The organism is Saccharopolyspora antibiotica, from assembly GCF_047200635.1.
GTDB lineage: Bacteria > Actinomycetota > Actinomycetes > Mycobacteriales > Pseudonocardiaceae > Saccharopolyspora_C.
Map to the genome: position 1 here is coordinate 19,910 of NZ_JBJZOI010000008.1, position 26,154 is coordinate 46,063.

The 26,154-nt window shown below is 72.0% G+C and carries 28 protein-coding genes and 1 pseudogene; 16 read left to right on the forward strand and 13 right to left on the reverse strand.

Features of this window, described 5'->3' with window-relative positions:
• Positions 1-58 precede the first annotated feature (58 nt).
• A complete protein-coding gene (locus ACL03H_RS08000; protein ID WP_412810473.1) occupies positions 59-406 on the forward strand; it encodes an oxidoreductase in 348 nt (115 codons plus the stop codon).
• A gap of 1 nt (position 407) precedes the next feature.
• Here the strand turns inward: ACL03H_RS08000 and ACL03H_RS08005 are convergent, their stop codons facing one another.
• Complete coding sequence (locus tag ACL03H_RS08005; RefSeq protein ID WP_412810474.1) at positions 408-917, reverse strand: OsmC family protein; 510 nt, start codon at positions 915-917, stop codon at positions 408-410.
• Between the two features lie 142 nt (positions 918-1,059).
• The gene (locus ACL03H_RS08010; protein ID WP_412810475.1) at positions 1,060-2,550 is read right to left on the reverse strand and encodes a leucyl aminopeptidase; all 1,491 of its coding nucleotides are present in this window, start codon (positions 2,548-2,550) and stop codon (positions 1,060-1,062) included.
• A gap of 379 nt (positions 2,551-2,929) precedes the next feature.
• Here ACL03H_RS08010 and ACL03H_RS08015 point away from each other — a divergent pair, with 379 nt between their 5' ends.
• Positions 2,930-4,210, forward strand: a complete 1,281-nt coding sequence (locus ACL03H_RS08015) for an APC family permease (protein ID WP_412810476.1) — start codon at positions 2,930-2,932, stop codon at positions 4,208-4,210.
• Between the two features lie 6 nt (positions 4,211-4,216).
• Entirely contained in the window at positions 4,217-4,885 is a 669-nt protein-coding gene (locus ACL03H_RS08020) for a DUF402 domain-containing protein (protein ID WP_412810477.1), read from the forward strand.
• Positions 4,886-4,901: 16 nt separating this feature from the next.
• Here the strand turns inward: ACL03H_RS08020 and ACL03H_RS08025 are convergent, their stop codons facing one another.
• Entirely contained in the window at positions 4,902-5,195 is a 294-nt protein-coding gene (locus tag ACL03H_RS08025; RefSeq protein ID WP_412810478.1) for a hypothetical protein, read from the reverse strand.
• Between the two features lie 147 nt (positions 5,196-5,342).
• Between ACL03H_RS08025 and ACL03H_RS08030 the strand changes: the two genes are divergently transcribed.
• The 3 genes from ACL03H_RS08030 (at position 5,343) to ACL03H_RS08040 (ending at position 7,948) form a co-directional block, all read left to right on the forward strand.
• A complete protein-coding gene (locus tag ACL03H_RS08030) occupies positions 5,343-6,446 on the forward strand; it encodes a branched-chain amino acid aminotransferase (protein WP_412810479.1) in 1,104 nt (367 codons plus the stop codon).
• Positions 6,447-6,573: 127 nt separating this feature from the next.
• Positions 6,574-7,656 (forward strand): WD40/YVTN/BNR-like repeat-containing protein, encoded by a 1,083-nt coding sequence (locus tag ACL03H_RS08035; RefSeq protein WP_412810480.1) that lies wholly within the window; start codon positions 6,574-6,576, stop codon positions 7,654-7,656.
• Between the two features lie 10 nt (positions 7,657-7,666).
• Positions 7,667-7,948: a MoaD/ThiS family protein gene (locus tag ACL03H_RS08040; RefSeq protein ID WP_412810481.1), complete on the forward strand. Its 282-nt coding sequence runs from the start codon at positions 7,667-7,669 to the stop codon at positions 7,946-7,948.
• Positions 7,949-7,957: 9 nt separating this feature from the next.
• On the opposite strand, the gene cobS is transcribed toward ACL03H_RS08040, so the two are convergent.
• From cobS to ACL03H_RS08065, 5 genes are all read right to left on the reverse strand, one after another.
• Positions 7,958-8,710: an adenosylcobinamide-GDP ribazoletransferase gene (gene cobS, locus ACL03H_RS08045; RefSeq protein ID WP_412810482.1), complete on the reverse strand. Its 753-nt coding sequence runs from the start codon at positions 8,708-8,710 to the stop codon at positions 7,958-7,960.
• A 33-nt stretch (positions 8,711-8,743) separates the two neighbouring features.
• Positions 8,744-9,850, reverse strand: coding sequence for a nicotinate-nucleotide--dimethylbenzimidazole phosphoribosyltransferase (gene cobT / locus ACL03H_RS08050; protein WP_412810483.1), 1,107 nt, complete (start codon positions 9,848-9,850; stop codon positions 8,744-8,746).
• 36 nt (positions 9,851-9,886) lie between these two features.
• On the reverse strand, positions 9,887-10,447 hold the full coding sequence (cobU, locus tag ACL03H_RS08055) for a bifunctional adenosylcobinamide kinase/adenosylcobinamide-phosphate guanylyltransferase (RefSeq protein ID WP_412810484.1): 561 nt from the start codon (positions 10,445-10,447) through the stop codon (positions 9,887-9,889).
• An 86-nt stretch (positions 10,448-10,533) separates the two neighbouring features.
• On the reverse strand, positions 10,534-11,517 hold the full coding sequence (locus tag ACL03H_RS08060) for an aldo/keto reductase family protein (RefSeq protein ID WP_412810485.1): 984 nt from the start codon (positions 11,515-11,517) through the stop codon (positions 10,534-10,536).
• A 168-nt stretch (positions 11,518-11,685) separates the two neighbouring features.
• On the reverse strand, positions 11,686-12,324 hold the full coding sequence (locus tag ACL03H_RS08065; RefSeq protein WP_412810486.1) for a DUF3043 domain-containing protein: 639 nt from the start codon (positions 12,322-12,324) through the stop codon (positions 11,686-11,688).
• Between the two features lie 265 nt (positions 12,325-12,589).
• On the opposite strand from ACL03H_RS08065, the gene ACL03H_RS08070 reads away from it, so the two are divergent.
• Positions 12,590-12,952, forward strand: a complete 363-nt coding sequence (locus ACL03H_RS08070) for a HesB/IscA family protein (protein WP_412810487.1) — start codon at positions 12,590-12,592, stop codon at positions 12,950-12,952.
• A gap of 58 nt (positions 12,953-13,010) precedes the next feature.
• Here ACL03H_RS08070 and ACL03H_RS08075 read toward each other — a convergent pair whose 3' ends face one another.
• Positions 13,011-13,223: an RNA-binding S4 domain-containing protein gene (locus ACL03H_RS08075; protein ID WP_412810488.1), complete on the reverse strand. Its 213-nt coding sequence runs from the start codon at positions 13,221-13,223 to the stop codon at positions 13,011-13,013.
• A gap of 124 nt (positions 13,224-13,347) precedes the next feature.
• On the opposite strand from ACL03H_RS08075, the gene ACL03H_RS08080 reads away from it, so the two are divergent.
• Both ACL03H_RS08080 and ACL03H_RS08085 read left to right on the forward strand, forming a co-directional pair.
• Positions 13,348-14,790 carry an alpha-amylase gene (locus tag ACL03H_RS08080; protein ID WP_412810489.1) on the forward strand — a complete coding sequence of 481 codons (1,443 nt, stop codon included), beginning with the start codon at positions 13,348-13,350 and terminating at the stop codon, positions 14,788-14,790.
• A gap of 125 nt (positions 14,791-14,915) precedes the next feature.
• Positions 14,916-15,440 (forward strand): annotated as a pseudogene (locus tag ACL03H_RS08085) (M23 family metallopeptidase); the annotation flags it as partial.
• A gap of 100 nt (positions 15,441-15,540) precedes the next feature.
• Here the strand turns inward: ACL03H_RS08085 and asnB are convergent.
• On the reverse strand, positions 15,541-17,469 hold the full coding sequence (gene asnB, locus ACL03H_RS08090) for an asparagine synthase (glutamine-hydrolyzing) (protein ID WP_412810490.1): 1,929 nt from the start codon (positions 17,467-17,469) through the stop codon (positions 15,541-15,543).
• Between the two features lie 363 nt (positions 17,470-17,832).
• On the opposite strand from asnB, the gene ctaC reads away from it, so the two are divergent.
• The 3 genes from ctaC to ACL03H_RS08105 all read left to right on the forward strand — a co-directional run bounded on the left by ctaC (position 17,833) and on the right by ACL03H_RS08105 (position 19,646).
• Positions 17,833-18,792 (forward strand): aa3-type cytochrome oxidase subunit II, encoded by a 960-nt coding sequence (gene ctaC, locus ACL03H_RS08095; RefSeq protein ID WP_412810657.1) that lies wholly within the window; start codon positions 17,833-17,835, stop codon positions 18,790-18,792.
• Positions 18,793-18,828: 36 nt separating this feature from the next.
• Positions 18,829-19,227 (forward strand): cytochrome c oxidase subunit 4, encoded by a 399-nt coding sequence (locus tag ACL03H_RS08100; protein ID WP_412810491.1) that lies wholly within the window; start codon positions 18,829-18,831, stop codon positions 19,225-19,227.
• A gap of 137 nt (positions 19,228-19,364) precedes the next feature.
• On the forward strand, positions 19,365-19,646 hold the full coding sequence (locus ACL03H_RS08105) for an Lrp/AsnC family transcriptional regulator (RefSeq protein WP_412810492.1): 282 nt from the start codon (positions 19,365-19,367) through the stop codon (positions 19,644-19,646).
• A gap of 15 nt (positions 19,647-19,661) precedes the next feature.
• Here ACL03H_RS08105 and trpD read toward each other — a convergent pair whose 3' ends face one another.
• From trpD to ACL03H_RS08120, 3 genes are all read right to left on the reverse strand, one after another.
• Entirely contained in the window at positions 19,662-20,687 is a 1,026-nt protein-coding gene (gene trpD, locus ACL03H_RS08110) for an anthranilate phosphoribosyltransferase (RefSeq protein WP_412810493.1), read from the reverse strand.
• A gap of 27 nt (positions 20,688-20,714) precedes the next feature.
• Positions 20,715-21,125 carry a response regulator gene (locus ACL03H_RS08115; protein ID WP_412810494.1) on the reverse strand — a complete coding sequence of 137 codons (411 nt, stop codon included), beginning with the start codon at positions 21,123-21,125 and terminating at the stop codon, positions 20,715-20,717.
• A gap of 155 nt (positions 21,126-21,280) precedes the next feature.
• Entirely contained in the window at positions 21,281-21,733 is a 453-nt protein-coding gene (locus ACL03H_RS08120; protein WP_412810495.1) for a hypothetical protein, read from the reverse strand.
• Between the two features lie 85 nt (positions 21,734-21,818).
• Between ACL03H_RS08120 and ctaE the strand changes: the two genes are divergently transcribed.
• The 4 genes from ctaE to qcrB all read left to right on the forward strand — a co-directional run bounded on the left by ctaE (position 21,819) and on the right by qcrB (position 26,101).
• The gene (gene ctaE / locus ACL03H_RS08125; protein WP_459561771.1) at positions 21,819-22,430 is read left to right on the forward strand and encodes an aa3-type cytochrome oxidase subunit III; all 612 of its coding nucleotides are present in this window, start codon (positions 21,819-21,821) and stop codon (positions 22,428-22,430) included.
• Between the two features lie 61 nt (positions 22,431-22,491).
• Positions 22,492-23,295, forward strand: coding sequence for a cytochrome bc1 complex diheme cytochrome c subunit (gene qcrC, locus ACL03H_RS08130; RefSeq protein ID WP_412810497.1), 804 nt, complete (start codon positions 22,492-22,494; stop codon positions 23,293-23,295).
• Positions 23,292-24,440 (forward strand): cytochrome bc1 complex Rieske iron-sulfur subunit, encoded by a 1,149-nt coding sequence (gene qcrA, locus ACL03H_RS08135; protein WP_412810498.1) that lies wholly within the window; start codon positions 23,292-23,294, stop codon positions 24,438-24,440. Before qcrC ends, qcrA begins: the two co-directional genes overlap by 4 nt.
• Entirely contained in the window at positions 24,437-26,101 is a 1,665-nt protein-coding gene (gene qcrB, locus ACL03H_RS08140) for a cytochrome bc1 complex cytochrome b subunit (protein ID WP_412810499.1), read from the forward strand. The genes qcrA and qcrB overlap by 4 nt, the downstream gene beginning before the upstream one ends.
• Positions 26,102-26,154: the final 53 nt, after the last annotated feature.

The window sequence follows — 26,154 nt, forward strand, 5'->3', positions numbered from 1 at the left end:
CGCGGAGCGGGTGAATCGAATCCGGGCGATCGGCATCCGGAGTGGGGAGGCGAATCCCGTGGGTCTGTTCGATCGATTACGCCGACGGCGTTCCCGGAGCTCCGGGCGGTCCGCCGGCCCGGACGACACCGAGCACCTGCGCTCGTGGGCGCAGGAGCGGCACGGTGTGGAGGCCTTCGTCGAGCCCCGCACCACGTTCATCGAGACCACGCTGCTGCTCGTCGCGCACGACGGGGAGTGGACGCGGCGCCGGGTGGCCGGCCCCGAGGCGGCGTTCCGGTTCGCCCGCAAGAACGGGATCCCCTGCTACGAGATCGCCAAGCTCGGCTACCCGCAGCGGATGCGCGACTACGAGGCCCGGCGCCGCGTGCTCCGGGACCGCCAGCGGCGCCGCGACCTGGGATGACTCAGTTGCCGACCCGGATGGTGGGGGAGAGCCGCACCGGGAAGTTCACCGATTTGGCGATGTAGCAGAGCTCGTGCGCCCGCTCGTGCAGCGCCTCGGCGGCGTCCACGCTGGCCAGGTCCTCGACCGCGACCTCGGGGCTGAGCACCACCTCGCGGAACTGCCCGGAGTAGTCGGCGTTCTCGGTGAGGGTGCCGTGCGGGCGGTCGTGGTAGCCGACCACCACGACCCCGTGCTCGGCGGCCAGATGCAGGTACCAGAGCATGTGGCACTGCGAGAGCGAGGCGACCAGCAGTTCCTCCGGGTTGTAGCGGTCCGGTTCGCCGCGGAAGACCGGGTCGGCGGAGGCCTCGATCGCGTTCTTGCCCTCGGCGCGGACCTCGTGGGTCCGCTCGTAGCTGCGGTAGCTGCTGGTGCCCGCGCCGGTGTTGCCGGTCCACACCACTTCGACCGCGAAGCCGTGGCGCCCGGGACCGGGTGAGGTCTGCTGTCGTTCGGTGGAGTCGCTCACCACCCCATCCTGGCATCGGGGCCCCGAGCCGTGCGGACGCCTGTGAGACGCGCCTCACGCGCGGGATCCCCCACTCGGAGCAGCCGGAGCGCCGGACGGCCCGCCGAGCGCCAGCTCGACGGGCCGTCCGGAAGCGCTGGGCTCAGCCGTTCTCGGCGATGTCGGCGAGGACGGCCGCGATGGTGCGGACCGGGACGCCGGTGCCGCCCTTGCCGGTGTAGCCCCACGCGCCCTTGGTGTTGTAGGCCGGGCCCGCGACGTCGATGTGCGCCCAGGGCAGGTCGTCGCGGACGAACTCCTTGAGGAACAGGCCCGCCAGGAGCATCCCGCCCCAGCGGTGCCCGGCCACGTTCGCCAGGTCGGCGAGCTTGGAGTCCAGGTCGCCGCGCAGCTCCTCGGGCAGCGGCATCGGCCAGGCGCCCTCGCCGGTGGCCTGGGAGAGCTTCGCGACGCGGTCGCGGAACTGCTCGTCGCCCATCACGGCCGGGGTGCGGACGCCCAGCGCCACGACCTGCGCGCCGGTCAGCGTGGAGGTCTCGATCAGGTAGTCGGGCTCGTCCTCGCCCGCACGCACGATCGCGTCGGCCAGGATCAGGCGGCCCTCGGCGTCGGTGTTGAGCACCTCGACGGTCTTGCCGCCGTACATGCTCAGCACGTCGCCGGGCCGGTAGGCGGTGCCGGAGGGCATGTTCTCGGCCATCGGCACGGTGGCGGTCACGTCCAGCGGGTAGTTCAGCTTCGAGACCAGCACCATCGTGGCGATCACGGCGGCCGCGCCGGACATGTCCGAGGTCATGTCGTCCATCGAGGCGGCGGGCTTGAGCGAGATGCCGCCGGTGTCGAAGGTGATGCCCTTGCCGACCAGCGCGACCTTCTTCGCCGCCTTCGGGCCCTTGTGCCGCAGCCGCACCAGGCGCGGCGGGCGGCTGGAGCCGGAGCCGACGCCGAGGATCCCGCCGAAGCCGCCCTTGCGCAGCGCGGCCTCGTCGAGCACCTCGACCTCCAGCCCGGCGGAGCGGGCCAGCTCGCTCGCGCGCTCCGCGAAGGAGGCGGGGTAGAGGTCGTTCGGCGGGGTGTTGATCAGGTCGCGGGCGATGGTGACCGCTTCGCCGATCGCGCTGCCGCCCTTGAGGGCGTGCTTGGCGGTGTCGTCCTTGGCGTCCGGCACGATCAGGTCGACCTGGTTCACCGGGTCGTCGCCCTGCTCGGACTTGTACTTGCGGAACGAGTACGCGCCCATCACGGTGCCCTGCACGGTGGCGTTGAGGTCCAGCGAGCCCAGCGTGGTCGCGGCGTGCGAGACCCCGGCGAGGGCGCGGGCCGCGGCACCGGCGGAGCGGCGCACCTGCTCGGCGGTCGGCGCGCCACCGGCGGCCTCGCCGATCCCGACGGCCAGCAGCACGTCGGCGCGCAGTCCGCTGCCCGCGGGCAGCTTCACGACTTCTTCGGCCTTGCCGGTGGCCCCGAGCGTCGCGAGCACCTTCGCCAGATCACCGTCGAAGGCCGCGGCCACCTCCTCGCCGCCGGGTGCGATCTCCGGGCCGTCGGTGCCGGCGAGGATGCCGATGACCAGGACGTCCGCGGTCAGCTTCGCGGCCTTGGTGTCGGTGAGGGCGAGTTTCGGCGTGCTCACGTGTGTTCCTCCGGGCGGTTCGCCGTGAACGGGTGGTCGGACGCGGGGACTGCGCGTCCCCGGCGGGTGCGGCCTGGTCGGAGGCCTGCCCGCGCCCGCCACTCTAGAAGCAGCGGGCCGACGGCCGGTCCCGCAGGCGGGCGCGGTGCCCGCGTGCCGGTCGCACCTCCCCCGAGCTTAGCCCGCGTTGATCAGTGCCAGCGGTTTTCCCGGCCCGGAGCCGCCGGTGGCGGCGAGGTCTCGGTCCGCGCGGTCGCGGTGCGTAGGCTTGAGGCCTCGCGGGCCGCGGTGCGCGCGCGGCCGCGCCGCGCGGGTTCCCCGGCCCGGGTTCGACCGGCGGGCGGCCGCCGGTGGGTTCGCGCGCTGCGAGGGTGGTCAAGTGGGGCAACGGATCGCGGAACGGGGGTCGGTCCCCGCGCGGGAGCGCTCGCCCGGGGCCGCTCGCGGCTCGCTCGGTTCGGCGCTTCCCCTCGCGCTCGGCGGGATGCTCGGTGCCGGCCTGTTCGCGGCGATCGCGCCCGCGACCCTCGCGGCGGGGCCGCTGGTGCTGCTCGCGCTACCGCTGGTGCTGCTCGCCGTGGCGTGCTGCGCGCTGGCCTCGGCGCACCAGTCGGCCAGCTACCGCGGGCCCGGGGCCGCCTACGCCTGCATCCGGGCGCGGCTCGGCGTGCTGCCCGCTCGGTTCGGCGCGAGCACCGCCCTCGCCGGGCAGGTCGCCGCCCTCGGCGCCGTGGCCGGAGTGCTCGTGGAGCACGCGATGCCCGGGGTACCGCGACCGGTCGCCGCGGCGATCGTGCTGTTCGCGGTGCTGGCCTCGACCGCGGGCCTGCGGATCCGCGGGGCCGCCGCGTGGGTGTGGCTGCTGCTGCCGGTCGGCGTGGTGGTGCTGGTGGTGGCGGTGTGCTTCGCGATCGAGCCGCCTCCGGCCGCCGCCGCGGGCGAGCCGGCTTCCGACGGAGCCATCGGCCTCACCGGTGCCGCGGGCGTGCTGTTCTTCGGCTTCCTCGGGTTCGAGCGGCTCACCGCCCCGGCGGAGGAGCGCGACCGGCACCGGGGCGCGGTGGTGAAGTGGGGCGTGATCATCTCGGCGGCGCTGGCCGGAGGGCTGGTCTCGCTGCTGCTCTGGGCGCTGCTGCACCAGCTCGGCCCGGCCCGGCTGGCGCTGTCCGGCCAGCCGGTGCTCGACGCGCTCGACGCGGCGGCGGGAGGTGCGCTGCGCCCGGTGGTCGGCACCGCGATCGGGCTGGCGCTGTTCCCGGTGCTGCTGGGCGTGCTGGAGTCGCTGCGCTCGACCGCGCTGGCGGTGCAGCGCGATCAGGACCTGCCCGCTGCGCTCGGCCGGCTCAGCCGCGCGGGCACCCCGTACCTGCTGGACCTGTGCGCCGGGATCGCCGCCGCGGTGGTGGCGCTGCTGGTGGAGCCCGTCGCGGCGATGGCCTTCGCCTCCTGCTGCCTGCTGGTGCACCACGCGCTGGCGAACGCGGCCGCGCGGGTGCTGCTCGCGGAGGATCAGGTGTGGCGGATGCGCGCGGCGTGCCTCGGGATGGGATTGGCCGTGATCATGGCCATGAGCATGCCCGTCCATGCCATGCTCGGAACTCTCGTGGTGGTCATCGCGGGCCCGCTGCTGGCGGGCCTGGTCTCTCGGCGCTGGAGTTGAGGTCGGATGCTCGAACGCGGTCCGGAAGCTGGTGCACGGCTCGACGCGGCCCCTCGCGAGTGGGCGCCCGGCGCGGAGATCCTCTACCGGTTCTGGCGGCTGGACGGCTCGCTGGGCACGGTGCACCCGGCGCGCGTCGTCAGCGATGCCCCGGACCGGATGCTCTGCTGGGTGCTACCCGGCACCCCGATCCGCGTGACCACCGCGCCGGACGGCCGCAAACCCCGGGAGCTGCCGCTGCACGAGCGGTTCTCCGGGGTGCGGGTGCCCGCGCTGTCGGTCTGGCAGACCACCGCCACGCTGCGGCTCGTCTTCGCCGAGCACTGGTCCTCGGTGTGGTGGTTCTTCGAGGCGGACGGCACGTTCCGCAACTGGTACGTGAACCTGGAGGTCCCGCTCGGGCGGGACGACACCGGGATCAACCGGGTCGACGGCGTGCTGGACCTGGAGGTCTTCCCCGGCGGCGACTGGACGTGGAAGGACGAGGACGAGCTGGGCTCGGCGCTGGAGGCGGGCCGCATCGACCGGGCGCGGCTGGACCGGCTGCGCGCGGAGGGCGAGCGGATGGCCAAGCTCGCCGAGGCCGAGCGGTATCCCTTCGACGGCACCTACTGCGACGCGCGTCCCGACCCGGCCTGGCCGCTGCCCGCGCTTCCCGCGGAGCTGGTTCCGTGACCGCGCGCGAGCCGGGCTAGAGCGCGATGAAGAAGAACAGCCCGAACAGCGCGGTGAGCGCGGCGAGGCCGCCGACCTGGCCGCCGCGCAGGTCCTTGGGGAACAGCGCCTGGTGCTTGCCGTACCACCAGAAGCCCCACCAGGCGAGGCCCGCGGCACCGATGATCGCGCCGAACCAGCCCAGCCACGCGAAGCCCCACAGCACCAGCAGCCCCCCGCCGAGGGGCAGCAGCAGTCCCAGTCCGGCGGCGAGCGCGTCCTGCTGCACCGTCGTCGGACCGGTCGTGGCGGGCAGGTTCTCCTGAGTCATGACCACATCATAGAGCCCGCGTCGACCGCCCGGTGGCGGATTCGGCGGGGACCGGGACGAACGCTTCGGCTCAGCGGGGAAAACTAGGAGGACCGACTGACGGAGGTCAGGTTTCCACTGTTCTGCGGCGCGCGATACGGTACCGACATGACAGAAGGACCGTCGTTCTCCCGGATTCCGAGCTCGCATCCCGCCACCGACGCGCATCGCGCCGAGGTACTGGCGAATCCGGGGTTCGGTAAGTTCTTCACCGACCACATGGCGAGCGTGCGCTACTCGACCGAGCGCGGCTGGTACGACGCGAAGATCGAGGCCTACCGCTCGATCGAGCTCGACCCGGCGACCACCGTGCTGCACTACGCGCAGGCGATCTTCGAGGGTCTGAAGGCGTACCGGCAGCCCGACGGCACGATCGCGGCGTTCCGCCCGGAGCAGAACGCGCGGCGCTTCCAGCGCTCGGCGCGGCGGATCGCGATGCCCGAGCTGCCCGAGCAGGTGTTCCTCGACTCGCTGCGGGAGATCGTCGACGTCGACCGGGCCTGGGTCCCGGAGGCGGGGGAGAGCTCGCTCTACCTGCGCCCGTTCATGATCTCCACCGAGGTCAGCCTCGGCGTGAACCGCCCCTCCAACGAATACCTGTACCTGGTGATCGCCTCGCCCGCCGGGTCGTACTTCGCCGGCGGAGTCAAGCCGGTGACGGTGTGGCTCGGCCACGAGTACGTGCGCGCCGCCCCCGGGGGCACCGGCGCGGCGAAGTTCGCCGGCAACTACGCGGCCTCCTTCGTCGCGCAGGCGCAGGCCGTGGAGAACGGCTGCGACCAGGTGGTGTGGCTGGACGCGGTGGAGCGCCGCGCGGTCGAGGAGATGGGCGGGATGAACCTGTTCTTCGTCTTCGGCTCCGGCTCCGAGGCGCGCCTGGTCACCCCGGAGCTGTCCGGCAGCCTGCTGCCCGGCGTCACCCGCTCCTCGGTGCTCCGGCTCGGGGAGGACCTGGGCCTGCCGGTCGAGGAGCGCCGCATCACCACCGACGAGTGGGAGAAGCGGGCCCGCTCCGGCGAGCTCACCGAGGTGTTCGCCTGCGGCACCGCCGCCGTGATCACGCCGGTGGGGCACGTCAAGCACCAGGACGGCGAGTTCACCGTCGGCGACGGCCAGGCCGGTGCCGTGACGATGAAGCTGCGCGAGCGGCTCACCGCCATCCAGCAGGGCACCGCCCCCGACGAGCACCAGTGGATGGTCCCGCTCGCCTGAGCGCTTCCCCATTGCTTCGGCGCCCTCCTCGTGATCGAGGAGGGCGCCGTTGCTTTCGGCCCGGGTCTGCTGTCGGTGCCCCGGCGTAGCTTCTCCGAGTGAACTGGAACACACCTGGGGAGTGCTCATGTCCGAGCGAGTTCTGCTGCTCATCGGCACCCGCAAGGGGCTCTGGCTGGCGCGCCGCCGTGGTCGTGCGGCCTGGGAGATCACGGGACCGCACCTGCCGATGGCGGAGATCTGCGCCGTCGCCGCCGACACCCGGGGCGCGCCCCGGATTCTGGTCGGTGCCTCCAGCACCCACTTCGGGCCGAGCGTCGTCACCAGCGACGACCTCGGGGCGAGCTGGCAGGAGCCGGAGTCGGCGCCGATCGCCTTCCCCTCCGGCACCGGGGCCGCGCTGGAACGGGTGTGGCAGCTCGCGCCCGGCCCGGTCGACGCGCCGGAGGTCGTCCACGCGGGGACCCAGCCCTCCGCCCTGTTCCGCTCCGAGGATCGGGGGCGGACCTTCCAGCTGGTCCGCGGGCTGTGGGACCACCCGCACCGGGAGCGCTGGGAACCCGGGTTCGGCGGCCAGGCCGTGCACACCGTGCTCGCCCACCCGCGCGACCCCAGCCGCGTGGTGGTCGCGATGTCGGCCGGCGGCGTCTACCGCACCGAGGACGGCGGGAGCAGCTGGCTGGCGAGCAACACGGGCATCAGGGCCTACTTCCTGCCCGACGAGTACCCCGAGTTCGGCCAGTGCGTGCACAAGATCGCCCAGCACCCGGCGAGGCCGGAGCGGTTCTTCCTGCAGAACCACCACGGCGTCTACCGCAGCGACGACGGCGCGGTGACCTGGCGGTCCATCGCCGAGGGCCTGCCCAGCGATTTCGGCTTCCCGATCGTCACCCACCCGCACCGGCCGGACGTGGTGTTCGGGTTTCCGCTGACCGCCGACATGAGGCGCTTCCCGCCCGGCGGGCGCTGCCGCGTGCACCGCAGCGAGGACGCGGGGGAGACCTGGACCGCGCTGTCGGAGGGCCTGCCCGACCAGTTCTGGTCGGCGGTGATGCGCGATGCGATGTGCACCGACGACGCGGACCCGGCCGGGGTGTACTTCGGTTCGCGCAGCGGTGAGGTGTACGCGGGCAGCGGCGACGGGGATCGCTGGGAGCTGGTCGCCGCGCACCTGCCCGACGTGCTGTCGCTGCGCGCGATGACCTGGTGAGGTGGTGGCGATGCGCGTGACGCTGGTGTTGCCGAGGTCGCTGCGCGAGCACGCGGGAGGCAGCGCGGTGCTGGAGGTCGAACCAGGGCAGGCCACGCTGGCCGGTGTGCTGGACGCGGTCGGCACCCGGCACCCGGCCCTGGAGCGGCGGCTGCGGGACGAGCGCCGCCAGCTGCGGCGCTACGTCAACTTCTACCTGGACGGCGAGGAGTGCCGATGGCTCGCGGGCGCGGATTCGCCGGTGCGCCCGGGAACCGAGGTCCGGATCATCCCCTCGGTGGCCGGGGGATGAACGACCCGGTCAGCCGAACGTGGAGATCACCAGCACCAGTGCGGTGCTGAGCTCGGCGGCGGCGCCGAGGACGTCGCCGGTGACGCCGCCGAAGCGGCGCCGGACGTGCGCGGTGAACACCAGCAGGAACGCTCCGGCCAGCAGCACCGCGACCGGTCCCGTCCAGAGCGCGCCCCCGTCGGCCCCGGCCGGCGCGGCCGACGCCACCAGCAGCACGATCCACCAGCAGGCCACCGCCCACCTCGGCTGGGTGCCCGCGACCAGCGCGCCCATGCCCTCCGGGCGCGCGGCGGGCAGGCCCCGGCGGCAGCAGAGCACGAACGCGCCCCTGCCCACCGCGCAGGCCAGCACCACCACCAGCCACCGCCCGCTCGCCGCGAGCTCGGCCAGCGCCGCCGCCTGCGCGCCGAGCACCACGAACAGCGCCACCACCGCGAACGGGCCGGCGCCGCCGTCGCGCATCACCGCCAGCGCGCGCTCCGGCGGCCCGTAGCAGCCGAGACCGTCGACGGTGTCGGCCAGCCCGTCCACGTGCATCCCCCGGGTCACCAGCACCAGGGCCGCCACCACGAGCAGCCCCGCCAGCAGCGGCGGCGCGCCGAGCGCGCTCAGCGCCCACAGCGCGGCCGCTCCGAAGCCACCGACCAGCGCCCCGACCAGCGGCGCCAGCGCGATGGCCCGGCGGCAGGAGCGGGTGTCGACCTCGCGCACGGGCAGCGGCAGCACCGTCAGCCAGGACAGCGCGAGCAGCAGCCCGTTCACCGCCCGAGCACCGGCGCGTCCCCGGACCGCACCTCACAGCTCCTGGTCGTCGGCGTCCGGCCCCACGGCCTCGTCGGCGGTGGGCCCGCCGACCCCGGCTTCGCCGAAGGTCGCCATCTCCGCCAGCACCCGCACCGCCGCCGAGAGCACCGGCAGCGCGGTGACCGCGCCGGAGCCCTCGCCGAGCCGCATGTCCAGGTCCAGGATCGGGCTCAGGTCCAGGTGCTCCAGCACCAGCGCGCCGCCCGGTTCGGCCGAGCGGTGCCCGGCCAGCCACCACTGCCGCGCCCCGGGCGCGAGCTCCTCGGCGACCATCGCAGCCGCGCCCACGACCACCCCGTCCAGCAGCACCGGGGTGCGCCGCACCGCCGCTTGCGCGAGGAACCCGGCGAGCGCGGCGATGTCCGCACCGCCGCTGGTCCGCAGCAGCGCGATCGGGTCGTCCAGCACGGGCCGCGCGCGCCGCAGCGCGTCGCGGATCGCGGCCGTCTTGCGCATCCAGGCGTTGTCATCGATGCCGGTTCCCCGACCGACCACCGCGACCGGCTCGATCCCGGTCAGCGCGGCGATGAGCACCGCCGCCGAGGTGGTGTTGCCGATGCCCATGTCCCCGGCGATGAGCAGGTCCGCCCCGGAGTCGATCTCCTCGTCGGCGGAGTCCCGGCCGGCCGCCACCGCGGCCAGCGCCTGCTCCTGGGTGAGCGCGTCCTCGCGATCGATCGAACCGGAACCGCGCCGCACCTTCCGCGCGGACACGGAGTTCGGGGTCTCGGCGTCCACACCCACGTCCAGCACCCGGACCGTCGCGCCGTTGGCGCGGGCCAGGGCGTTCACCGCCGCCCCGCCGTCCAGGAAGTTGCGCACCATCTGGCCGGTGACCTCGCTGGGGTAGGCGGACACGCCGTGCCGGGCGACGCCGTGGTCCCCCGCGAAGATCACGACGCGGGGGCGTTCGAACGCCCGCGGGGGGCAGCTGCCCTGGCGGGCCGCGACCCACACCCCGAGTTCCTCCAGCCTGCCCAGCGACCCGGCGGGCTTGGTGAGCTGCTCCTGCCTGGCCACCGCCTGCCGCCGCGCCTGGTCGTCCGGCGCCGCCACGGCGCCGAAGCTGATCGGGGTGCTCTCGGGTGCGGTGGACAAGGGTTTACCTCCGTGGTCGACGCGGGTGCGGGATGCTCAGCGCAACCGCAACGGGACACCGGCGACGAGCAGCAGCACCTCGTCGCAGCGCTCGGCGAGCCGGGCGTTGAGCTCGCCGAGACGGTCGCGGAAAAGTCTTCCAGACCTGGTGGCGGGAACGATGCCGAGCCCGACCTCGGCGGAGACCAGCACCAGCCGCGCCGGGCAGCTCGCGACGGCCCGCTCCAGCTCAGCGCAGTCCCGGTCCACCCGGAGCAGGGCTTCCGGGTCGCGCTCCCAGGCCCCGGCGTCGTCGAGCGCGCCGGTCAGCCAGGTCGCCAGGTCGTCCACCAGGAGTGCGGGCCCGGCCGGCGGGGCCGCCCGCAGCGCTTCGGCCAGCGCGCCCGGACCGCCGACCTCGGCCGTGGTCCAGCAGGCGGGCCTGCGCGCGACGTGCGCGGCGATCCGCTCGGACCACTCGGGGTCGGCGGGATCGCGGCGGGAGGTCGCCAGGTAGTGCACGTCCTGGTCGCCGGCGACCAGCCCCTCCGCGTGCGCGGACTTGCCGGAGCGGGCGCCGCCCAGCACCAGGGCCCGTCCCGGGCCGGAGTCGGGCACCGCGGAACCTCCTGCGATCGGGTGAAGGGCTGCCCGCACGGTACCGCCCGCGGCACCGGTGGCGGGCCGGTGCCGCGGGCGGGCGTTCAGGAGCGGGTCTGACGGGGATCGGCGGTGACGAGCTCGCCGAGCACCTCGTCGATCCGGTCCAGCACCTCCTCGCCGAGCTCCACCCCGGAGGCCGCGGCGTTCCCGGTGACCTGCTCCGGACGGGAGGCGCCGATGATCGCCGCGGACACGTTCGGATTCTGCAACACCCACGCCACCGCGAGCTGCGCGGTCGTGAGCCCGAGGTCCGAGGCGATCGGCTGGAGCTGCTCCACCGCGCCGAGCACGTCGTCGCGCATCCAGCGCGAGATCATGGCGGAGCCACCGCCCTCGTCCGTGGCCCGCGACCCGGCGGGGGGCTGCTCACCCGGCCGGTACTTCCCGGTGAGCACGCCCTGGGCCAGCGGGGAGAACACGACCTGGCCGATGCCCTCGCGCTCGCTGGTCGGCACCACCTGGGGCTCGATGACCCGCCACAACATCGAGTACTCCGGCTGGTTGGAGATCAGCGGCACCGACAGCTCCCTGGCCAGCTCGGCGCCCCGGGTCAGCTGCTCGGCGGTCCACTCGGAGACGCCGATGTAGAGCGCCTTGCCCTGCCGCACCAGGTCGGCGAAGGCGGTCATCGTCTCCTCCAGCGGCACCGTCGGGTCGAACCGGTGCGCCTGGTAGAGGTCGACGTAGTCGGTTCGCAGCCGCCGCAGCGAGGCGTGGCAGGACTCCATGACGTGCTTGCGCCCGAGCCCGTGGTCGTTCGGACCGTCCCCGGTGGGGAAGTAGACCTTGGTGAAGATCTCCAGGCCCTCGCGGCGCTGCCCGGACAGCGCCCGGCCCAGCACCGACTCCGCGCGGGTGCGCGCGTAGACGTCGGCGGTGTCGAAGGTCGTGATGCCCGCGTCGAGCGCCGCCCGCACGCAGGCGTGCGCGGCGTCCTCCTCGACCTGGGACCCGTGGGTGAGCCAGTTGCCGTAGGCGATCTCGCTGATGGACAGCCCGCTGTTGCCGAGACGACGAAACTCCATGCGGGCAACCCTAGGTGCCCAGGACCGGCCCGGGCCTGATCGCCTCGGCACCCCCGCGCCCGCTGGAACACCCGCCGCGGGCTCGGCGCTCGACCGGTCGCGGCCTCGTGACCGGTCGGTACCGCCGGTGCGGGCTCGACGGAGGTGGACCGGCAGGTTCGGCGGTCTTCAGCCGATGGTGTGGAAGTCCTTGGGGGTGAGGCGGGGGCGCGGAACCCGGAGGCGGCGGAGCTGCATGGCGCGGGTGAAGGCGTACCAGCCCAGCGACAGCGGGCGCTCGGTGTGCTCGGGGAACTTGGCGCGCACCCGCTTGTTCACCGCGCGGCCCAGCATCGTGCCCTCGAACACCATCGTCAGCAGCAGCACCAGGCACAGCAGGGTCGCGTACTGCTGCACCAGGATGTTCTGCACCAGGGTGGTCACGAACACGACCAGCACCAGCGGCATGAACATGCCCATCAGGTGCCTGCGGGTGTCGACGATGTCGCGCACGTGCGCGCGCACCGGCCCGCGGTCGCGCGGCATCAGGTAGCGGTCGTCGCCCGCCATCATGCGCTCGCGGCGCTCCCGGGCGGCCTTGCGGCGCTCCTCCTTGTTGCCGCGGGCGCGCTTCATCGCCTCGCGCTGCGTCTTCGGCGGCGGCGCCACCGGCCCGCGGCGACGGCTCTCCGCCTCGCGACGCTTCGGGGTGGGCCTGCCCTTGCCGGGGGTGCGGTCGCCTGCGGACTCCGCGGTGCTCTCCGCGCCCTCGGCGGGCACGTCGTCGGTCGCGGTCTGCTCAGCGCTGCTGCGGCGAAGGAACCTCACTCCTCCAGGGTATTCGACGCCGCCAGGCCGGGCGCACGTGACCGCGCGTTCCGGGCGGAGCGGACGGCGGCGCCCGGTCGGGTGGCGCGGTGCGAGGACGTTCACGCGGGAATCCCGGCGGTCTGTGCCACCATGGAGGGCAGGTAGACGACCCGACTCGCTTCCACGATCGAGTCGACCCGCCCCGGCGGGGGAATACCTCGGACCGGTGCTGACGTTCCACGTCACGCCGGAAAGCGGACGAGCGAGACCTCTAGGGAGAGCCATGACCGCCCAGACCACGACTGAGAGCGAGGCGCCCGCGCACGGTGTCACCCTGACCGACTCCGCGGCGCAGAAGGCGAAGGCGCTGTTGGAGCAGGAGGGCCGCGACGACATGCACCTGCGCATCGCCGTCCAGCCCGGCGGCTGCGCGGGCCTGCGCTACCAGTTGTTCTTCGACGAGCGCACCCTCGACGGCGACGCCCGGCGCGGCTTCGAGGGTCTGGACGTGGTCGTCGACCGGATGAGCGCCCCGTACGTGGAGGGCGCGGTCATCGACTTCGTCGACACCATCGAGAAGCAGGGCTTCACGATCGACAACCCCAACGCGGGCGGCTCCTGCGCCTGCGGCGACTCCTTCCACTGACGCGCTCCGCACGACGGCCCGGCCCCGCCAGGGGACCGGGCCGTTCGCGCGTCCGGGGTCAGCGGGCCACGACCTGAACGACCTCCTCGCCCAGCGCGACCCGGTCCCCGGGAACGAGCTGGCGGCCGCGCCGGGTCTCGACCTCCTCGTTGACCTCGACCTCGCCCTCCTCCAGCAGCGCCTTCGCCTCGGCGCCGTGCTCGACGAGTCCCGCCAGCTTGAGCAGCTGGCCCAGCCGGATGGTGCCTTCCCGGATCTCCACTTCGCGCATGGCCGCATTCTCCGCCGCGAGCCCTCCGGCGCGGGCACCGGCTCGTGCGGACGGAGCATTGACTGAACGGGGCGAAAGAACATGTGATCGTCCGGACGACACCCGACACCGAGAAGGTTGTCCGATGCGATTATCCGCCCTCGTCCTCGCGGTCGCGTTCGCCGGAACGGCCGCCGTCCCCGCCGCCGGAGCCGTGCGCGATCCCGCGCCCGCCGCCGCACCGGTAGCCGGCCCGATCGTGCAGCTGTTCCAGTGGCCCTGGGACTCGATCGCGCAGGAGTGCCGCGGCACGCTCGGCCCGAAGGGCTTCGGCGCCGTGCAGGTCTCCCCGCCGCAGGAGCACGTGATCCTCGACGGCGAGAACCACCCCTGGTACCAGGACTACCAGCCGGTGAGCTACCAGCTGGAGAGCCGTCGCGGGAACCGCGAGCAGTTCGCCGCCATGGTCTCCGCCTGCAACGACGCCGGGGTGGAGATCTACGCCGACGCCGTGGTGAACCACATGGCCGCCAGCGACGCCGTCGGGAGCGCGGGCACCGCGCACACCAAGTACGACTACCCCGGTCTCTACGGCGATGCCGACTTCAGCGACTGCCGTCGCGACATCGCGAACTACGACGACCAGTGGGAGGTGCGCAACTGCGAGCTGCTCGGACTGGCCGACCTCAAGACGGGCTCCGACCACGTCCGGTCCACCGAGATCGGGTACCTCAACGACCTGATCGGCCTGGGCGTCTCCGGGTTCCGGGTGGACGGCGTCAAGCACATGCCGCCGGAGGACGTCGGCGCGATCTTCGGCGCGCTCGACGCGGTGCCCGGCACCGGCGCGAAGCCGTACGTGTTCCAGGAGGTCATCGCCGACCAGACCACCTCGGCCGGCGAGTACAGCGGCAACGGCGACGTCACCGAGTTCGGCTACCACCACGTCGTCAGCGACGCCTTCAAGGACGGCTCGCTCGCCCAGCTCGCGAACTTGCCGGACCAGGTGGAGCTGCCGGGCGACCAGGCCGTCGTGTTCATCGACAACCACGACACCCAGCGCAGCGAGCCGACGCTGACCTACAAGGACGGCGCCGCCTACGACCTCGCGAACGCCTTCATGCTGGCCTACCCGTACGGCACCCCGCAGCTGATCTCCGGGTTCGCCTTCGACGACCCGGACGCGGGTCCGCCCGCGGACTCCGAGGGCCGCACCAGCCCGGCGAGCTGCTCCGACGAGGCCTGGGTGTGCGAGCACGCGCGGCCGGTGATCGCGGGGATGGCCGGCTTCCACCAGGAGGTGCGGGGCGCGGACCTCGTCAACTGGTGGGACGACGGTGCCGGCCGGATCGCCTTCGGGCGCGGCGACGCCGGGTTCGTCGTGCTCAACCGGGAGGACGCGGCCGTCGAGCAGCAGACCTTCCAGACCTCGCTGCCCGCCGGGACGTACTGCGACGTGATGTCCGGTGAGCTCCAGGACGGCTCCTGCACCGGCGGGACCGCCGAGGTGGGGGAGGACGGCACCTTCACCACCTCGATCCGGGGCGTCTCGGGCATCGCGCTGCACACCGGCGCCAAGCTGAGCTGATCCGGACCGCGCGGGGCGCCCGGCGGGTGCCCCGCGCGTAACCGGGATGTCAGCGCGCTGTGGTCCGATCGGCCTCCCCGGAACCGGCTCCGGCCCGACGCGGAGCCAGAACGAGGAGGAGATCCATGACCAGCAGCAGACCCGGCCGCGGCGGTCGGCTGGCCGCCACCGCGGCGCTCGCCGCCCTCGGCGTCCTCGCCGGCGCGACGCCCGCCGTCGCCGCCCCGCAGTTCCAGGTCCCGTTCCGGTGCGGGGTCACCGTCACCGCCGCGACGTTCAGCGGGCACAGCCCGGCGAACTCGGTCGACTTCCAGCGCGGCGGCATCACCGGGATGCCCGTGGTGGCCTCCGCCGGGGGCACCGTGAGCGTCGTCGGCAACGAGGGCGGCACCAGCTACGGCCGCTGGATCGAGATCGACCACGGTTCCGGCTGGACCACCCGCTACGCGCACCTGTCGCAGCAGAGCGTGTCGAAGGGGGAGAAGGTCTCGCGGGGGCAGAAGATCGGCGAGGCCGGGGCGACCGGCGGCGTCACCGGTCCGCACCTGCACTTCGAGCAGCGATCCGGCGGCGACGACGTCAAGGTCGTGCTCAACGGCGTCGACGTCCCCTACTACGGCCACACCGATTTCACCAGCAGGAACAGCTGCTGACCCGTCAGCGCTCCGCCCGGCCCGCCCCGCGGGCCGGGCGGGCCGGACGACGAACGGCCGCCCCCGGGAGGAGCGGCCGTTCGATCGTGCGGTGCGGTCAGAGCTTGACCGGGTAGTACGGCTCCGGGACGTCCGGGGACAGCCGCCCCTCGACGAAGATGCCGTGCCAGATCATGAACACCAGCAGCGCCCACAGCCGACGGCTGTGGTCGAGCACGCCCGAGCGGTGCTCCTCCAGCAGCTGCAGGATCGCGGTCTTGTTCAGCAGCCGCTCCGTCTGCGACTGCTGGATGATGTTGCGCGCCCAGTCGTGCATCTCGTCGCGCAGCCAGTGCCGGATCGGCACCGGGAACCCGAGCTTGCGCCGGTTGAGCACGTGCGCGGGCACGACCTGCTTCATCGCCTGGCGCAGCGCGTACTTCGTGGTCTCCGGGGTGATCTTCTGGTCCAGCGGGATCCCGCTGGCCACCCGGAACACCTCGTTGTCCAGGAACGGCACCCGCAGCTCCAGCGAGTTGGCCATGGTGACCTTGTCCGCCTTGACCAGGATGTCGCCGCGCAGCCAGGTGAACAGATCCACGTGCTGCATCCGGGTGACCGGGTCCCACGACTCCGAGGAGCGGTACGGCCCGGCGGTCACGTCGCGGTGCGAGACGCCCGGGTCGAAGGCCGACATCACGGCCTGCAGCTGGTCGTCCCGGAAGATCCGGGCGTTGCCGTAGTAGCGGTCCTCCAGCGACAGCGCGCCGCGGCGCAGCAGGTCCTTGCCGCGAACCCCGTCCGGGATCGCGGTGGACACCCGGCCCATCGCCTTGCGCAGCGCGCCCGGCACCCGCTCGAACGGGGCCAGCGACAGCGGCTCGCGGTAGATCGTGTAGCCGCCGAACAGCTCGTCGGCGCCCTCACCGGAGAGCACCACCTTCACGTGCTGGCGGGCCTCGCGGGCGATGAACCACAGCGGCACCAGCGCCGGGTCCGCCACCGGGTCGTCCAGGTACCAGATGATCAGCGGCAGCGTCTCCATCATCTCCTCGGGGGAGACGGTGCGGATCACGTGCTTGACGCCGATCGCCGCCGCGGACTCGGCGGCGACGTCGACCTCGGAGTAGCCCTGCCGCTCGAACCCGGTGGTGAAGGTGATCAGGTTCGGGTTGTGCTCCTTGGCCAGGCACGCGATCGCGGTCGAGTCGATGCCGCCGGACAGGAAGGAGCCCACGGTGACGTCAGCGCGCATGTGCTTGGCGACCGAGTCGCGCATGACGTCGACGATCTGGTCGTGCAGCCGCCGCGCCTCGGAGTCCCCGTTCACCGGCTTGGCCGCGAAGTTCGGCACGAAGTACCGCTCGGTGACCAGCCTGCCGCCGGGGGAGACGGTGAACGAGGTGCCCGACTCGATGCGGCGGATCTGGCGGTGCAGCGTCTCCGGCTCCGGGACGTACTGCAGCGTCAGGTAGTGCTGCAGCGCCTTGTGGTCCAGGTCCTCGCCGATGCGCAGCGTGGTCGCCAGGCTCAGCAGCGACTTCTTCTCGCTGGCGAAGGCCACGCCGCCCGGACCGGAGGCGTAGAACAGCGGCTTGATGCCGAACGGGTCCCGGGCGCCGAACACCACGCGCCGCTCGCTGTCCCAGATCAGGAACGCGAACATGCCGCGCAACCGGCCGACCATCGCGGTGCCGAGGTAGTGGTAGGCGGCGACGATCACCTCGGTGTCGCCGTCGGTGTTGAACCGGGCCCCGTAGCGCTCGGCGAGCTCGGCGCGCAGTTCCAGGTAGTTGTAGATCTCCCCGTTGAAGTTGATCGTGTAGCGGCCGGGGTTCTCCGGCGGCCCCCAGGTCAACGGCTGGTGCGAGTGCTCCAGGTCGATGATCGAGAGCCGGTTGAAGCCGAACACGACCTCGCCGCCGTGCCAGGTGTCGCTCTCGTCCGGGCCCCGGTGCCGCTGGCAGGGCAGCGCTTTGGCCACGGCGTCGACGGCGAAACCGGCGTTCTCTTCAGTGGGACTGACAAGTCCAAGCAGGCCGCACACGCGTCTCGTGCACCTCTCGCGTCGGCGATGGGTCGGGCTCCGCTCCGCGTGCCCCTGCTGGGATCTCGACGGGCGGGAGTTCCAGTATGCCGGGTCCGTCCTCGTGCCGTGCAGGCGCGGGGAGCCCTCCGCCCGGCCCGGTGAACGCCGCCCCGCCCCGCCGGGACGAGATCGCCGCGCGGCGGCGACGATCTCGGTGATGTGCAGCGCACCTCGCCACCCCGGAGCAGTATCGCGGCTACTGCTGGGCTAGGCTCCCCGCAGCATTCCGGCCGCGGGCGCGGTGGGGCTCGTCATGCCCCGCTCAGCTCGCGGCGACGGTGGGAACACGCAGCGAGGAGGCGTCGCGCAGTGGGCTTTCGGATGGGGAGCTTGCGGCAGGAACGTCCGGAGGAGGGGACCCGAGTGCCACGGCTGGTCAAAGTAGCCGGGCTGGTCGGCCTGGTCGCGGTCGCGGCCACGGGCTGTTCGGCCGACGAGGTCCTGCGGTTCGGCTGGCCGCAAGGCGTCACCCCGCAGGCGGAGTCCATGCGACAGCTGTGGACCTGGTCGGTGATCGCTGCGCTGGCGGTCGGCGTCCTGGTGTGGGGCCTGATGTTCTGGACGGTCGCCTTCCACCGCAAGAAGGGCGAGGAGCTGCCCAAGCAGTTCCAGTACAACGTGCCGCTCGAGGTCATCTACACCGCGGTGCCGTTCGTGATGGTCGTGGTGCTGTTCTACTTCACCGCCACCACCCAGAACTACGTGATGGCCAAGTCCGCCGACCCGGACGAGAAGGTCAACGTCGTCTCGTTCCAGTGGAACTGGGAGTTCAACTACCCGGACCACCGCACGCCGGACGGCCAGCCGGTCCGCACCGTCGGCAGCAGCAGCGAGATCCCGCTGCTGGTGCTGCCGACAGACTCGACGATCCAGTACAACCTGAGCTCCACCGACGTCATCCACTCGTTCTTCGTCCCCGAGTTCCACTTCAAGCGGGACACCTTCCCGCACCCGGACAAGAACAACCAGGACGCCGTCTTCGAGAACACCATCGAACGCGAGGGTTCCTTCGTCGGGCGGTGCGCCGAGCTCTGCGGCACCTACCACTCGATGATGAACTTCGAGGTCCGCGCCCTGTCGCCGGACAAGTTCGACCAGTACATGCAGCTGCGGACGCAGAACAACCCGGCCACCGGCCAGTACTACACCGCCGCCGAGGCGCTGAGCCAGATGAACTGCGGTGAGCTGTGCGCGCCGCGAGCGGTGACGTCGGTCCCGTTCGACACCGACCGCACGTCCGGCGAGCCGTCGACCATCGGCGGCCGGCAAGCCGGCAACTGATTCCGGCAGGGCGCAGGGCGCGAGAGTGAGGATTCCATGAAGGTCGAAGCGAAGATCTTCAACTTGATCACCGTCTTCTTCTTCCTGTCGGCGGTCATCTACGGGGTGTGGTCGCACGAGCCGGTGGGCACCGTGGCGCTGATCCTCGTCGGCGGGTTGTCGCTGCTAATCGGCAGCTACTTCCAGTTCGTCGCGCGGCGCATCGAGCCGCGGCCCGAGGACAACCCGGACGCGGAGATCAGCGACGGCGCGGGCGAGCTGGGCTTCTTCAGCCCCGGCAGCTACTGGCCCGCCGGGCTGGCGGCGTCCGCCGCGTTCGCCGGTGTCGCGCTGGCGTTCTTCCACGTGGTGATGATCGTGATCGCCGTCGGCGTGTTGCTGATCATGGTCGCGGGCCTGGTGTTCGAGTACCACACCGGACCGAACCACGACTGAGACCTCCGAACGCGCACGAGCCCCCGGACCGCTGGTCCGGGGGCTCGTCGCACGCCGGGCCCGGTCCGGGGGAGCGAGCGCGGGACGGAGCCTAGGATTCGGGTGGTCCCACGACGTCGCGCCACCAGGAGGCTCCCGTGATCACCGCGATCGTGCTCATCCAGACCGTCGCCGACCGCCTCACCGAGGCGGCCCAGGAGGTCGCCGACATCGAGGGCGTCGCCGAGGTCTACTCCTGCGCGGGTGACGTGGACCTGATCGCGATCCTGCGGGTCACCGACCACCAGGAGATCGCCGACATCGTGCCCGGCCGGATCAACAAGGTCGCCGGGGTGCTGGACACCGACACCCACATCGCCTTCCGCTCGTACTCCCGCCAGGACACCGAGGCGACGTTCTCCCTCGGTCTGGAGGGCTGAGCGGCACCGCTCCCGTCAGGCGGTGCGGGCGGACCAGCGCGCGAGCAGGTCCGCCGCGGCACCGGAGTCCAGGGCCTGCCCGGCGCGGATGATGCCGGTGCGCAGCTGCGCGGTGAGGTCGGTCCGGATGCCCTCGTGGGCGGCCAGGGCGCCCGCCGCGTTGAGCACGACGGCCTCGCGCACCGGACCGCGCTCGCCCGCCAGCAGCCGTCGCACCACGTCGGCGTTGACCTCGGCGTCGCCGCCCCGCAGCGACTCCGGGGTGGTGAGCGGGATGCCCAGCTCCGCCGGGTCGATGCGCTCCTGGCGGACCTGGCCGTCCCCGACCACCCACGCGGTCGTGGTGGTGGTCGTGGTGATCTCGTCCATGCCGTCGTCGCCCGAGACCAGCAGCACCGAGCCGCCGCGCGAGGCGAAGACCTCGGCCATCACCGGTGCCATCCGCTGATCCGCGCAGCCGATCAGGCCCGCGCCGGGCCGCGCCGGGTTGGTCAGCGGCCCGAGCAGGTTGAACGCGGTCGGGATGCCGATCTCGCGGCGGGGCCCGGCGGCGTACTTCATCGCGGGGTGGAACACCGGTGCGAAGCAGAACCCGATCCCGACCTCGGCGACGCAGCGGCGCACGCCCTCGGGGGGCAGGTCGATCGTGACGCCCAGGGTCTCCAGGACGTCGGCCGTCCCGCACTTCGAGGAGGCCGCCCGGTTGCCGTGCTTGACCACGGTGGCACCGCAGGCGGCGACCACGATCGCGGTCATCGTGGAGATGTTCACGCTGCCGGAGCGGTCGCCGCCGGTGCCGACGACGTCGACGGCCCGCCGGTCGACCTCCAGCGGCAGCGCGTGGGCGAGCATCGTGTCGGCCAGGCCGCGCACCTCCGCCGCCGTCTCACCCTTGGCGCGCAGCGCCACGACGAAGGCGGCGACGCGGGCCGGGGTGGCCGCGCCGGTCATCACCAGGTCCATCGCCCACGCGGTGTCCTGCGCCGACAGGTCGTTGCCCGCGACGAGGTGTCCGAGGAGTTCTGGCCAGCTGCCCGACATGGTGCCCACGATTGTTCTCCGGGTGGCTCAGGCCCGCACCGCGGCCGGAACGGCGGCGCGGAGCACTTCGGCGACGGTTTCGGCGGAGGAGAGCGGGTCCAGCGGGTGCACCAGCACCGCGTCGGCCTGCGACCACGTGGCCAGCCACCGGTCGTCCCGCCTGCGCACGGTGAGCACGATCGGCGGGCAGTCCTCGATCTCGTTCTTCAGCTGGCGGGACACGCCCATGCCACCGGTGGGCTGCGCCTCGCCGTCGAGGACGACCAGGTCCGCGCGGCCCGCGTCGACCTCGCTGAGGACGTCGGCGACGGTGCCCGCTTCGACGTAGTCGATCCGGGGGAGGTCGGGCGCGGGGCGCCTGCCGATCGCGCCGATGATCGACTCGCGCACCTCGGGCCGGTGGCTGAAGACCAGGACGGTGGTGGTCGACGTGCTCATCAACTGCTCCTCGCTGGCTAGGCGGTCGGCTCACTGCGGTGTGGTGACACTGCCCGACGACGAGATGGTGCCCTCGATGGCGGTGATCCCCGGATGCTAGCCGTTCGGCGGGGCCCAGGAGTAGCCACCGCGACAACGCCCGGGGGTCGATCCGCTCAGGCCGGGGGCCGTTGCAGCGCGACCCAGCCGACCGCCCGGCCGCCGCAGCGCTGGGCCAGTCCCGCCATCCGCGAGCTCTCCTGTGAGCAATGCAACGCGTCGAGTTTCTGCACACGCTCCGCGAACAGCGCCACCTCGCCGTCGGCGGGAGTCGCGCCGAACTCCGCCGGCGCGGCGTCCCCGGCCGCCCGCAACCGCCAGGAATCCTGTTCCAGCAGCTCAGCGGCCCCGCTGACGGCCCCGTCGGGGAGCAGCAGGTGGTGGCGCAGCACGGCAGGGAGCTGCTCGCGCCAGGCGGGGGAGCGGGCGAGGGCGGCGGAGGCGGCCTCGGCCTCGTCGAACGCGCTGACCACCACGGCCAGATCCGGATCGTCCGGGTCGGGTTCGGTGCCGCGCGCGGACCGGACGCCGAGGCCCAGCCAGGTCCGAATCCGGTCAAAACCAATCACAACGAGTTACCTCCAGGTCGCGATCCGATCACTGACGCGCCTTGCCCGGGACCCGAAGGCGCAGGGAGAAAACGCACGGGACATAATGCGTCGCGTGACAACGGCAGCGCCCTCAATCAGTCAACGCGTGCACTCGCTGAACCGGCCGAACATGGTCAGCGTCGGCACCATCGTTTGGTTGGCCAGCGAGCTGATGTTCTTCGCTGGACTCTTCGCCATGTTCTTCACGGTGAAGGCGCAGAACGAGGGTGCGTGGCCACCGGCGCCCAGCGAGCTCAACATCGCGTACGCCCTCCCCTTCACGGTGATCCTGGTGGCGTCCTCCTTCACCTGCCAGTGGGGCGTGTTCGCGGCCGAGCGGGGCGACGTCTTCGGCCTCCGCCGCTGGTACGTGGTCACCCTGATCATGGGCGCGATCTTCGTGGCCGGGCAGGCCGGCGAGTACTACACGCTGGTCACCGCGCACCACACCACGATCGCTTCGTCGGCGTTCGGCACGGTCTTCTTCATGACGACCGGCTTCCACGGCCTGCACGTCATCGGCGGGCTCATCGCGTTCGTGTACCTGCTCATCCGGACCAAGCTGAGCAAGTTCACCCCGGCGCAGGCCATCGCCGCGATCGTCGTGTCCTACTACTGGCACTTCGTCGACATCGTGTGGATCGGACTGTTCGCCGTGATCTACCTCGTTCCGTGATCCCCCGGTCCACCAGACCGACACGCAACACCCGAACCTGACAGCAAGGGTTGCCGCACTCATGACCACCATCAAGAAACGGAACCGCGCGGGGTCCAAGTTCCGGCGCAGGCTCTCCGGTGTCCTCGCCCTCGGGATCGCCCTGGTCGGCGCGGGCGGGCTCTACACCGTGCTGACCCCCGAGCCGCAGACCGCGCACGCCGCGGCGGACCCGGCGCTGGTCAGGCAGGGCGAGCAGCTCTACAACAACGCGTGCATCAGCTGCCACGGCGCGAACCTGGGCGGTGTCAAGGACCGCGGCCCGAGCCTGGTCGGCGTCGGCGAGGCCGCCGTCCACTTCCAGGTCTCCTCCGGCCGGATGCCGATGGTCCGCCAGGAAGCCCAGGCGATCCGCAAGCCCGCGAAGTTCTCCCCCGAGGAGATCGACGCGATGGCGGCGTACGTGCAGACCTACGGCGGCGGTCCGGTCTCCCCGGACGTCACCAACGCGGCCGCGACCGGCGACTCGGCGCGCGGCGGCGAGCTGTTCCGCCTCAACTGCGCCTCCTGCCACAACTTCACCGGGCGCGGCATCGCCATGTCCTCCGGCAAGTTCGCGCCGAACCTCGACCCGGCCAGCGAGCAGCAGATCTACGAGGCCATGCTGACCGGCCCGCAGAACATGCCGAAGTTCTCCGACCGGCAGCTCACGCCGCAGGAGAAGAAGGACATCATCGCCTACGTCAAGTCGGTGACGAACAACAACAACAACCCCGGCGGCAGTTCCCTCGGTGGCTTCGGGCCCGCTTCGGAGGTAGTCATCGCCTGGGTCGTCGGACTCGGCGCGCTGATCGGCGTCACCCTGTGGATCGGAGCCAGGGCATGAGTGCAAGCGAAGAAGGGCACGAGAGCCCGAAGCGGGACTACACCGAGGCCGAGCTGGCCGAGATGAGCCGCGACGAGAAGATGCGGCTCGGCCTGGCGATGGACGGCGTGGAGCTCGTCCACTACCAGGACCCGTTCCCGGTGGAGGGCACCCGCGCCGAGAAGCGCGCGGAGCGCGCCGTCGCCGGCTGGTTCGCGCTCGCCGGGTTCTCCGCGATCGCGTTCATCGCGGTGTTCATCTTCTGGCCGTGGGCCTACGTGACCCCGCAGCAGGGCGGCCGCGAGTACTTCCTCTACAACCTCTACACCCCGCTGATCGGGCTCTTCCTGGGGCTGTCGATCTTCGCGGTGGGCGTCGGCGTGGTCCTCTACGCCAAGAAGCTCATCCCGCACGAGGTCGCCATCCAGCAGCGCCACGACGGGCACGGCTCGGAGGAGGTCGACCGGCAGACGACCACCGCGATCCTGGCCGACACCGGCGTGCGCAGCGGTTTCGCGCGCCGGTCCATGATCCGCCGCACGCTCGGCTTCGGCGGGGCGGCGCTGGGCCTGGGCACCGGCCTGATCGCCATCGGCGGCTTCGTCCGCGACCCGTGGGCCACCGAGGGACCCGACTCCCTCAAGCACACGGCGTGGATGAAGGAGAACGACGAGAAGGTCTACCTCCGGCGCGACACCGGTGACCCGCACGACGTCTCGCTGCTGCGCCCCGAGGACATCGACGCCGGTGGCTTCGAGACGGTGTTCCCGTTCCGCGAGTCCGACCGCGAGGACGAGCACAAGCTCGCCGCCGTGCTGCGCCGCAGCGACGCCCCGGTGATGCTGATCCGGCTCCGGCCGGGCAGCGCGCCGGTCAAGCGCAAGGGCCAGGAGGACTTCAACTACGGCGACTACTACGCTTACTCGAAGGTGTGCACCCACGTGGGCTGCCCGACCTCGCTGTTCGAGCAGCAGACCGGTCGCCTGCTCTGCCCGTGCCACCAGTCGCAGTTCGACGTGGTCAACACCTACGCCAAGCCGGTCTTCGGCCCGGCCACCCGGTCCCTGCCGCAGCTGCCGATCACGGTGGACGAAGAGGGATACTTCGTGGCCAGGCACGACTTCATCGAGCCGGTCGGCCCAGCGTACTGGGAGCGCAACTCATGAGTTCGATCACGACGCCCACCAAGCCGGAGAGCAAGCTCTACCGGCAGGCGGCCACGGCGGCCGACGAGGCCGACAAGCGCTACAACATGGCTCCCGGGATCCGGCGCCAGCTGAACAAGGTCTTCCCGACGCACTGGTCCTTCCTGCTCGGTGAGATCGCGCTCTACACCTTCATCATCCTGATCCTGACCGGGATCTACCTCACCCTGTTCTTCGACCCCTCCATGGAGGAGGTCACCTACGACGGGGTGTTCCGGAACCTGCAGGACGTCGAGATGTCCAAGGCGTTCGCGAGCACGCTGGACATCTCGTTCGAGGTGCGCGGCGGCCTGTTCATCCGGCAGCTGCACCACTGGGCGGCGCTGCTGTTCGTCGCCGGGATGATGGCGCACATGTTCCGGATCTTCTTCACCGGTGCGTTCCGGCGCCCGCGCGAGGGGAACTGGGTCATCGGCTCGCTGCTGCTGATCCTGGGCATGTTCGAGGGCTTCTTCGGCTACTCGCTGCCGGACGACCTGCTCTCCGGCACCGGCATCCGCGCCACCATGTCCGGCATCGTGCTGTCCATCCCGGTGCTCGGCACCTGGCTGCACTGGGCGCTGTTCGGCGGCGAGTTCCCCGGGATGGAGATCATCCCGAGGCTCTACATCCTGCACGTGCTCGTGCTGCCCGGGATCATGCTCGGGCTGGTCGCGGCGCACCTGGCGCTGGTCTGGTACCAGAAGCACACCCAGTTCCCGGGCGCCAAGCGCAAGGAGACCAACGTTGTCGGCATCCGCATCATGCCGACCTTCGCCCTCAAGAGCGGTGCGTTCTTCGCACTGACCACCGGCATCCTGGCGATCATGGGTGGCGTCTTCCAGATCAACCCGATCTGGAACCTCGGGCCGTACCTCGGCTCGCAGGTCTCCGCCGCCTCGCAGCCGGACTGGTACCTGATGTGGGCGGACGGCATCCTCCGGATCTGGCCGGCCTGGGAGCTCTACATCGGGCCGTACACGGTGCCGCCGGTGTTCTTCTGCGGCGCGCTGGGCATGGGAATCATGTTCACGCTGCTCATCGCCTACCCGATGATCGAGCGCAAGCTCAGCGGGGACGACGCGCACCACAACCTGCTGCAGCGGCCGCGGGACAACCCGGTACGCACCAGCCTCGGCATGATGGCGCTGACCTTCTTCGCCGTGCTGATGGCCTCGGGCATGAACGACGTCATCGCCTTCGAGCTCAACATCTCGCTGAACGCGATGACGTGGGGCGGCCGGATCGGGTTGCTGATCGCGCCGCCGATCGCCTACTACATCACCTACCGCGTGTGCCTGGGCCTGCAGCGCTCGGACCGCGAGGTGCTGGAGCACGGCGTGGAGACCGGCATCATCAAGCGGCTGCCGCACGGCGAGTTCATCGAGGTGCACCAGCCGCTGGGCCCGGTCGACTCGCACGGCCACCCGGAGGAGCTGCCGTACCAGGGCGCCTCGGTGCCGAAGAAGATGAACAAGCTCGGCGCGGCCGGTGCCCCGGTCGAGGGCAGCTGGCTCAAGCCGGACCCGGTCGAGGAGACCGAGGCGCTGGCCCGCACGCGGGCCGAGAACGAGCGCCTGGAGCACGAGCAGCAGGAGCAGCGCGAGCTGGTCTCCGGGAGGCCTCAGCAGCCCTCGGAGTGATCCCGCGGTTCCCAGCAGCGGCCCGGTGCCCCCTCGCGGGGTGCCGGGCCGCT

Bases quoted from the DNA above. Each gene is read 5' to 3' on its own strand.
- ACL03H_RS08020 (WP_412810477.1), top strand. From the start codon at position 4,217: ATGCTCGAACGCGGTCCGGAAGCTGGTGCACGGCTCGACGCGGCCCCT.
- ACL03H_RS08025 (WP_412810478.1), bottom strand. From the start codon at position 5,195: ATGACTCAGGAGAACCTGCCCGCCACGACCGGTCCGACGACGGTGCAG.
- ACL03H_RS08030 (WP_412810479.1), top strand. From the start codon at position 5,343: ATGACAGAAGGACCGTCGTTCTCCCGGATTCCGAGCTCGCATCCCGCC.
- ACL03H_RS08035 (WP_412810480.1), top strand. From the start codon at position 6,574: ATGTCCGAGCGAGTTCTGCTGCTCATCGGCACCCGCAAGGGGCTCTGG.
- ACL03H_RS08040 (WP_412810481.1), top strand. From the start codon at position 7,667: ATGCGCGTGACGCTGGTGTTGCCGAGGTCGCTGCGCGAGCACGCGGGA.
- ACL03H_RS08060 (WP_412810485.1), bottom strand. From the start codon at position 11,517: ATGGAGTTTCGTCGTCTCGGCAACAGCGGGCTGTCCATCAGCGAGATC.
- ACL03H_RS08070 (WP_412810487.1), top strand. From the start codon at position 12,590: ATGACCGCCCAGACCACGACTGAGAGCGAGGCGCCCGCGCACGGTGTC.
- ACL03H_RS08075 (WP_412810488.1), bottom strand. From the start codon at position 13,223: ATGCGCGAAGTGGAGATCCGGGAAGGCACCATCCGGCTGGGCCAGCTG.
- ACL03H_RS08080 (WP_412810489.1), top strand. From the start codon at position 13,348: ATGCGATTATCCGCCCTCGTCCTCGCGGTCGCGTTCGCCGGAACGGCC.
- ctaC (WP_412810657.1), top strand. From the start codon at position 17,833: ATGGGGAGCTTGCGGCAGGAACGTCCGGAGGAGGGGACCCGAGTGCCA.
- ACL03H_RS08100 (WP_412810491.1), top strand. From the start codon at position 18,829: ATGAAGGTCGAAGCGAAGATCTTCAACTTGATCACCGTCTTCTTCTTC.
- trpD (WP_412810493.1), bottom strand. From the start codon at position 20,687: ATGTCGGGCAGCTGGCCAGAACTCCTCGGACACCTCGTCGCGGGCAAC.
- ACL03H_RS08115 (WP_412810494.1), bottom strand. From the start codon at position 21,125: ATGAGCACGTCGACCACCACCGTCCTGGTCTTCAGCCACCGGCCCGAG.
- ctaE (WP_459561771.1), top strand. From the start codon at position 21,819: ATGCGTCGCGTGACAACGGCAGCGCCCTCAATCAGTCAACGCGTGCAC.
- qcrC (WP_412810497.1), top strand. From the start codon at position 22,492: ATGACCACCATCAAGAAACGGAACCGCGCGGGGTCCAAGTTCCGGCGC.
- qcrA (WP_412810498.1), top strand. From the start codon at position 23,292: ATGAGTGCAAGCGAAGAAGGGCACGAGAGCCCGAAGCGGGACTACACC.
- qcrB (WP_412810499.1), top strand. From the start codon at position 24,437: ATGAGTTCGATCACGACGCCCACCAAGCCGGAGAGCAAGCTCTACCGG.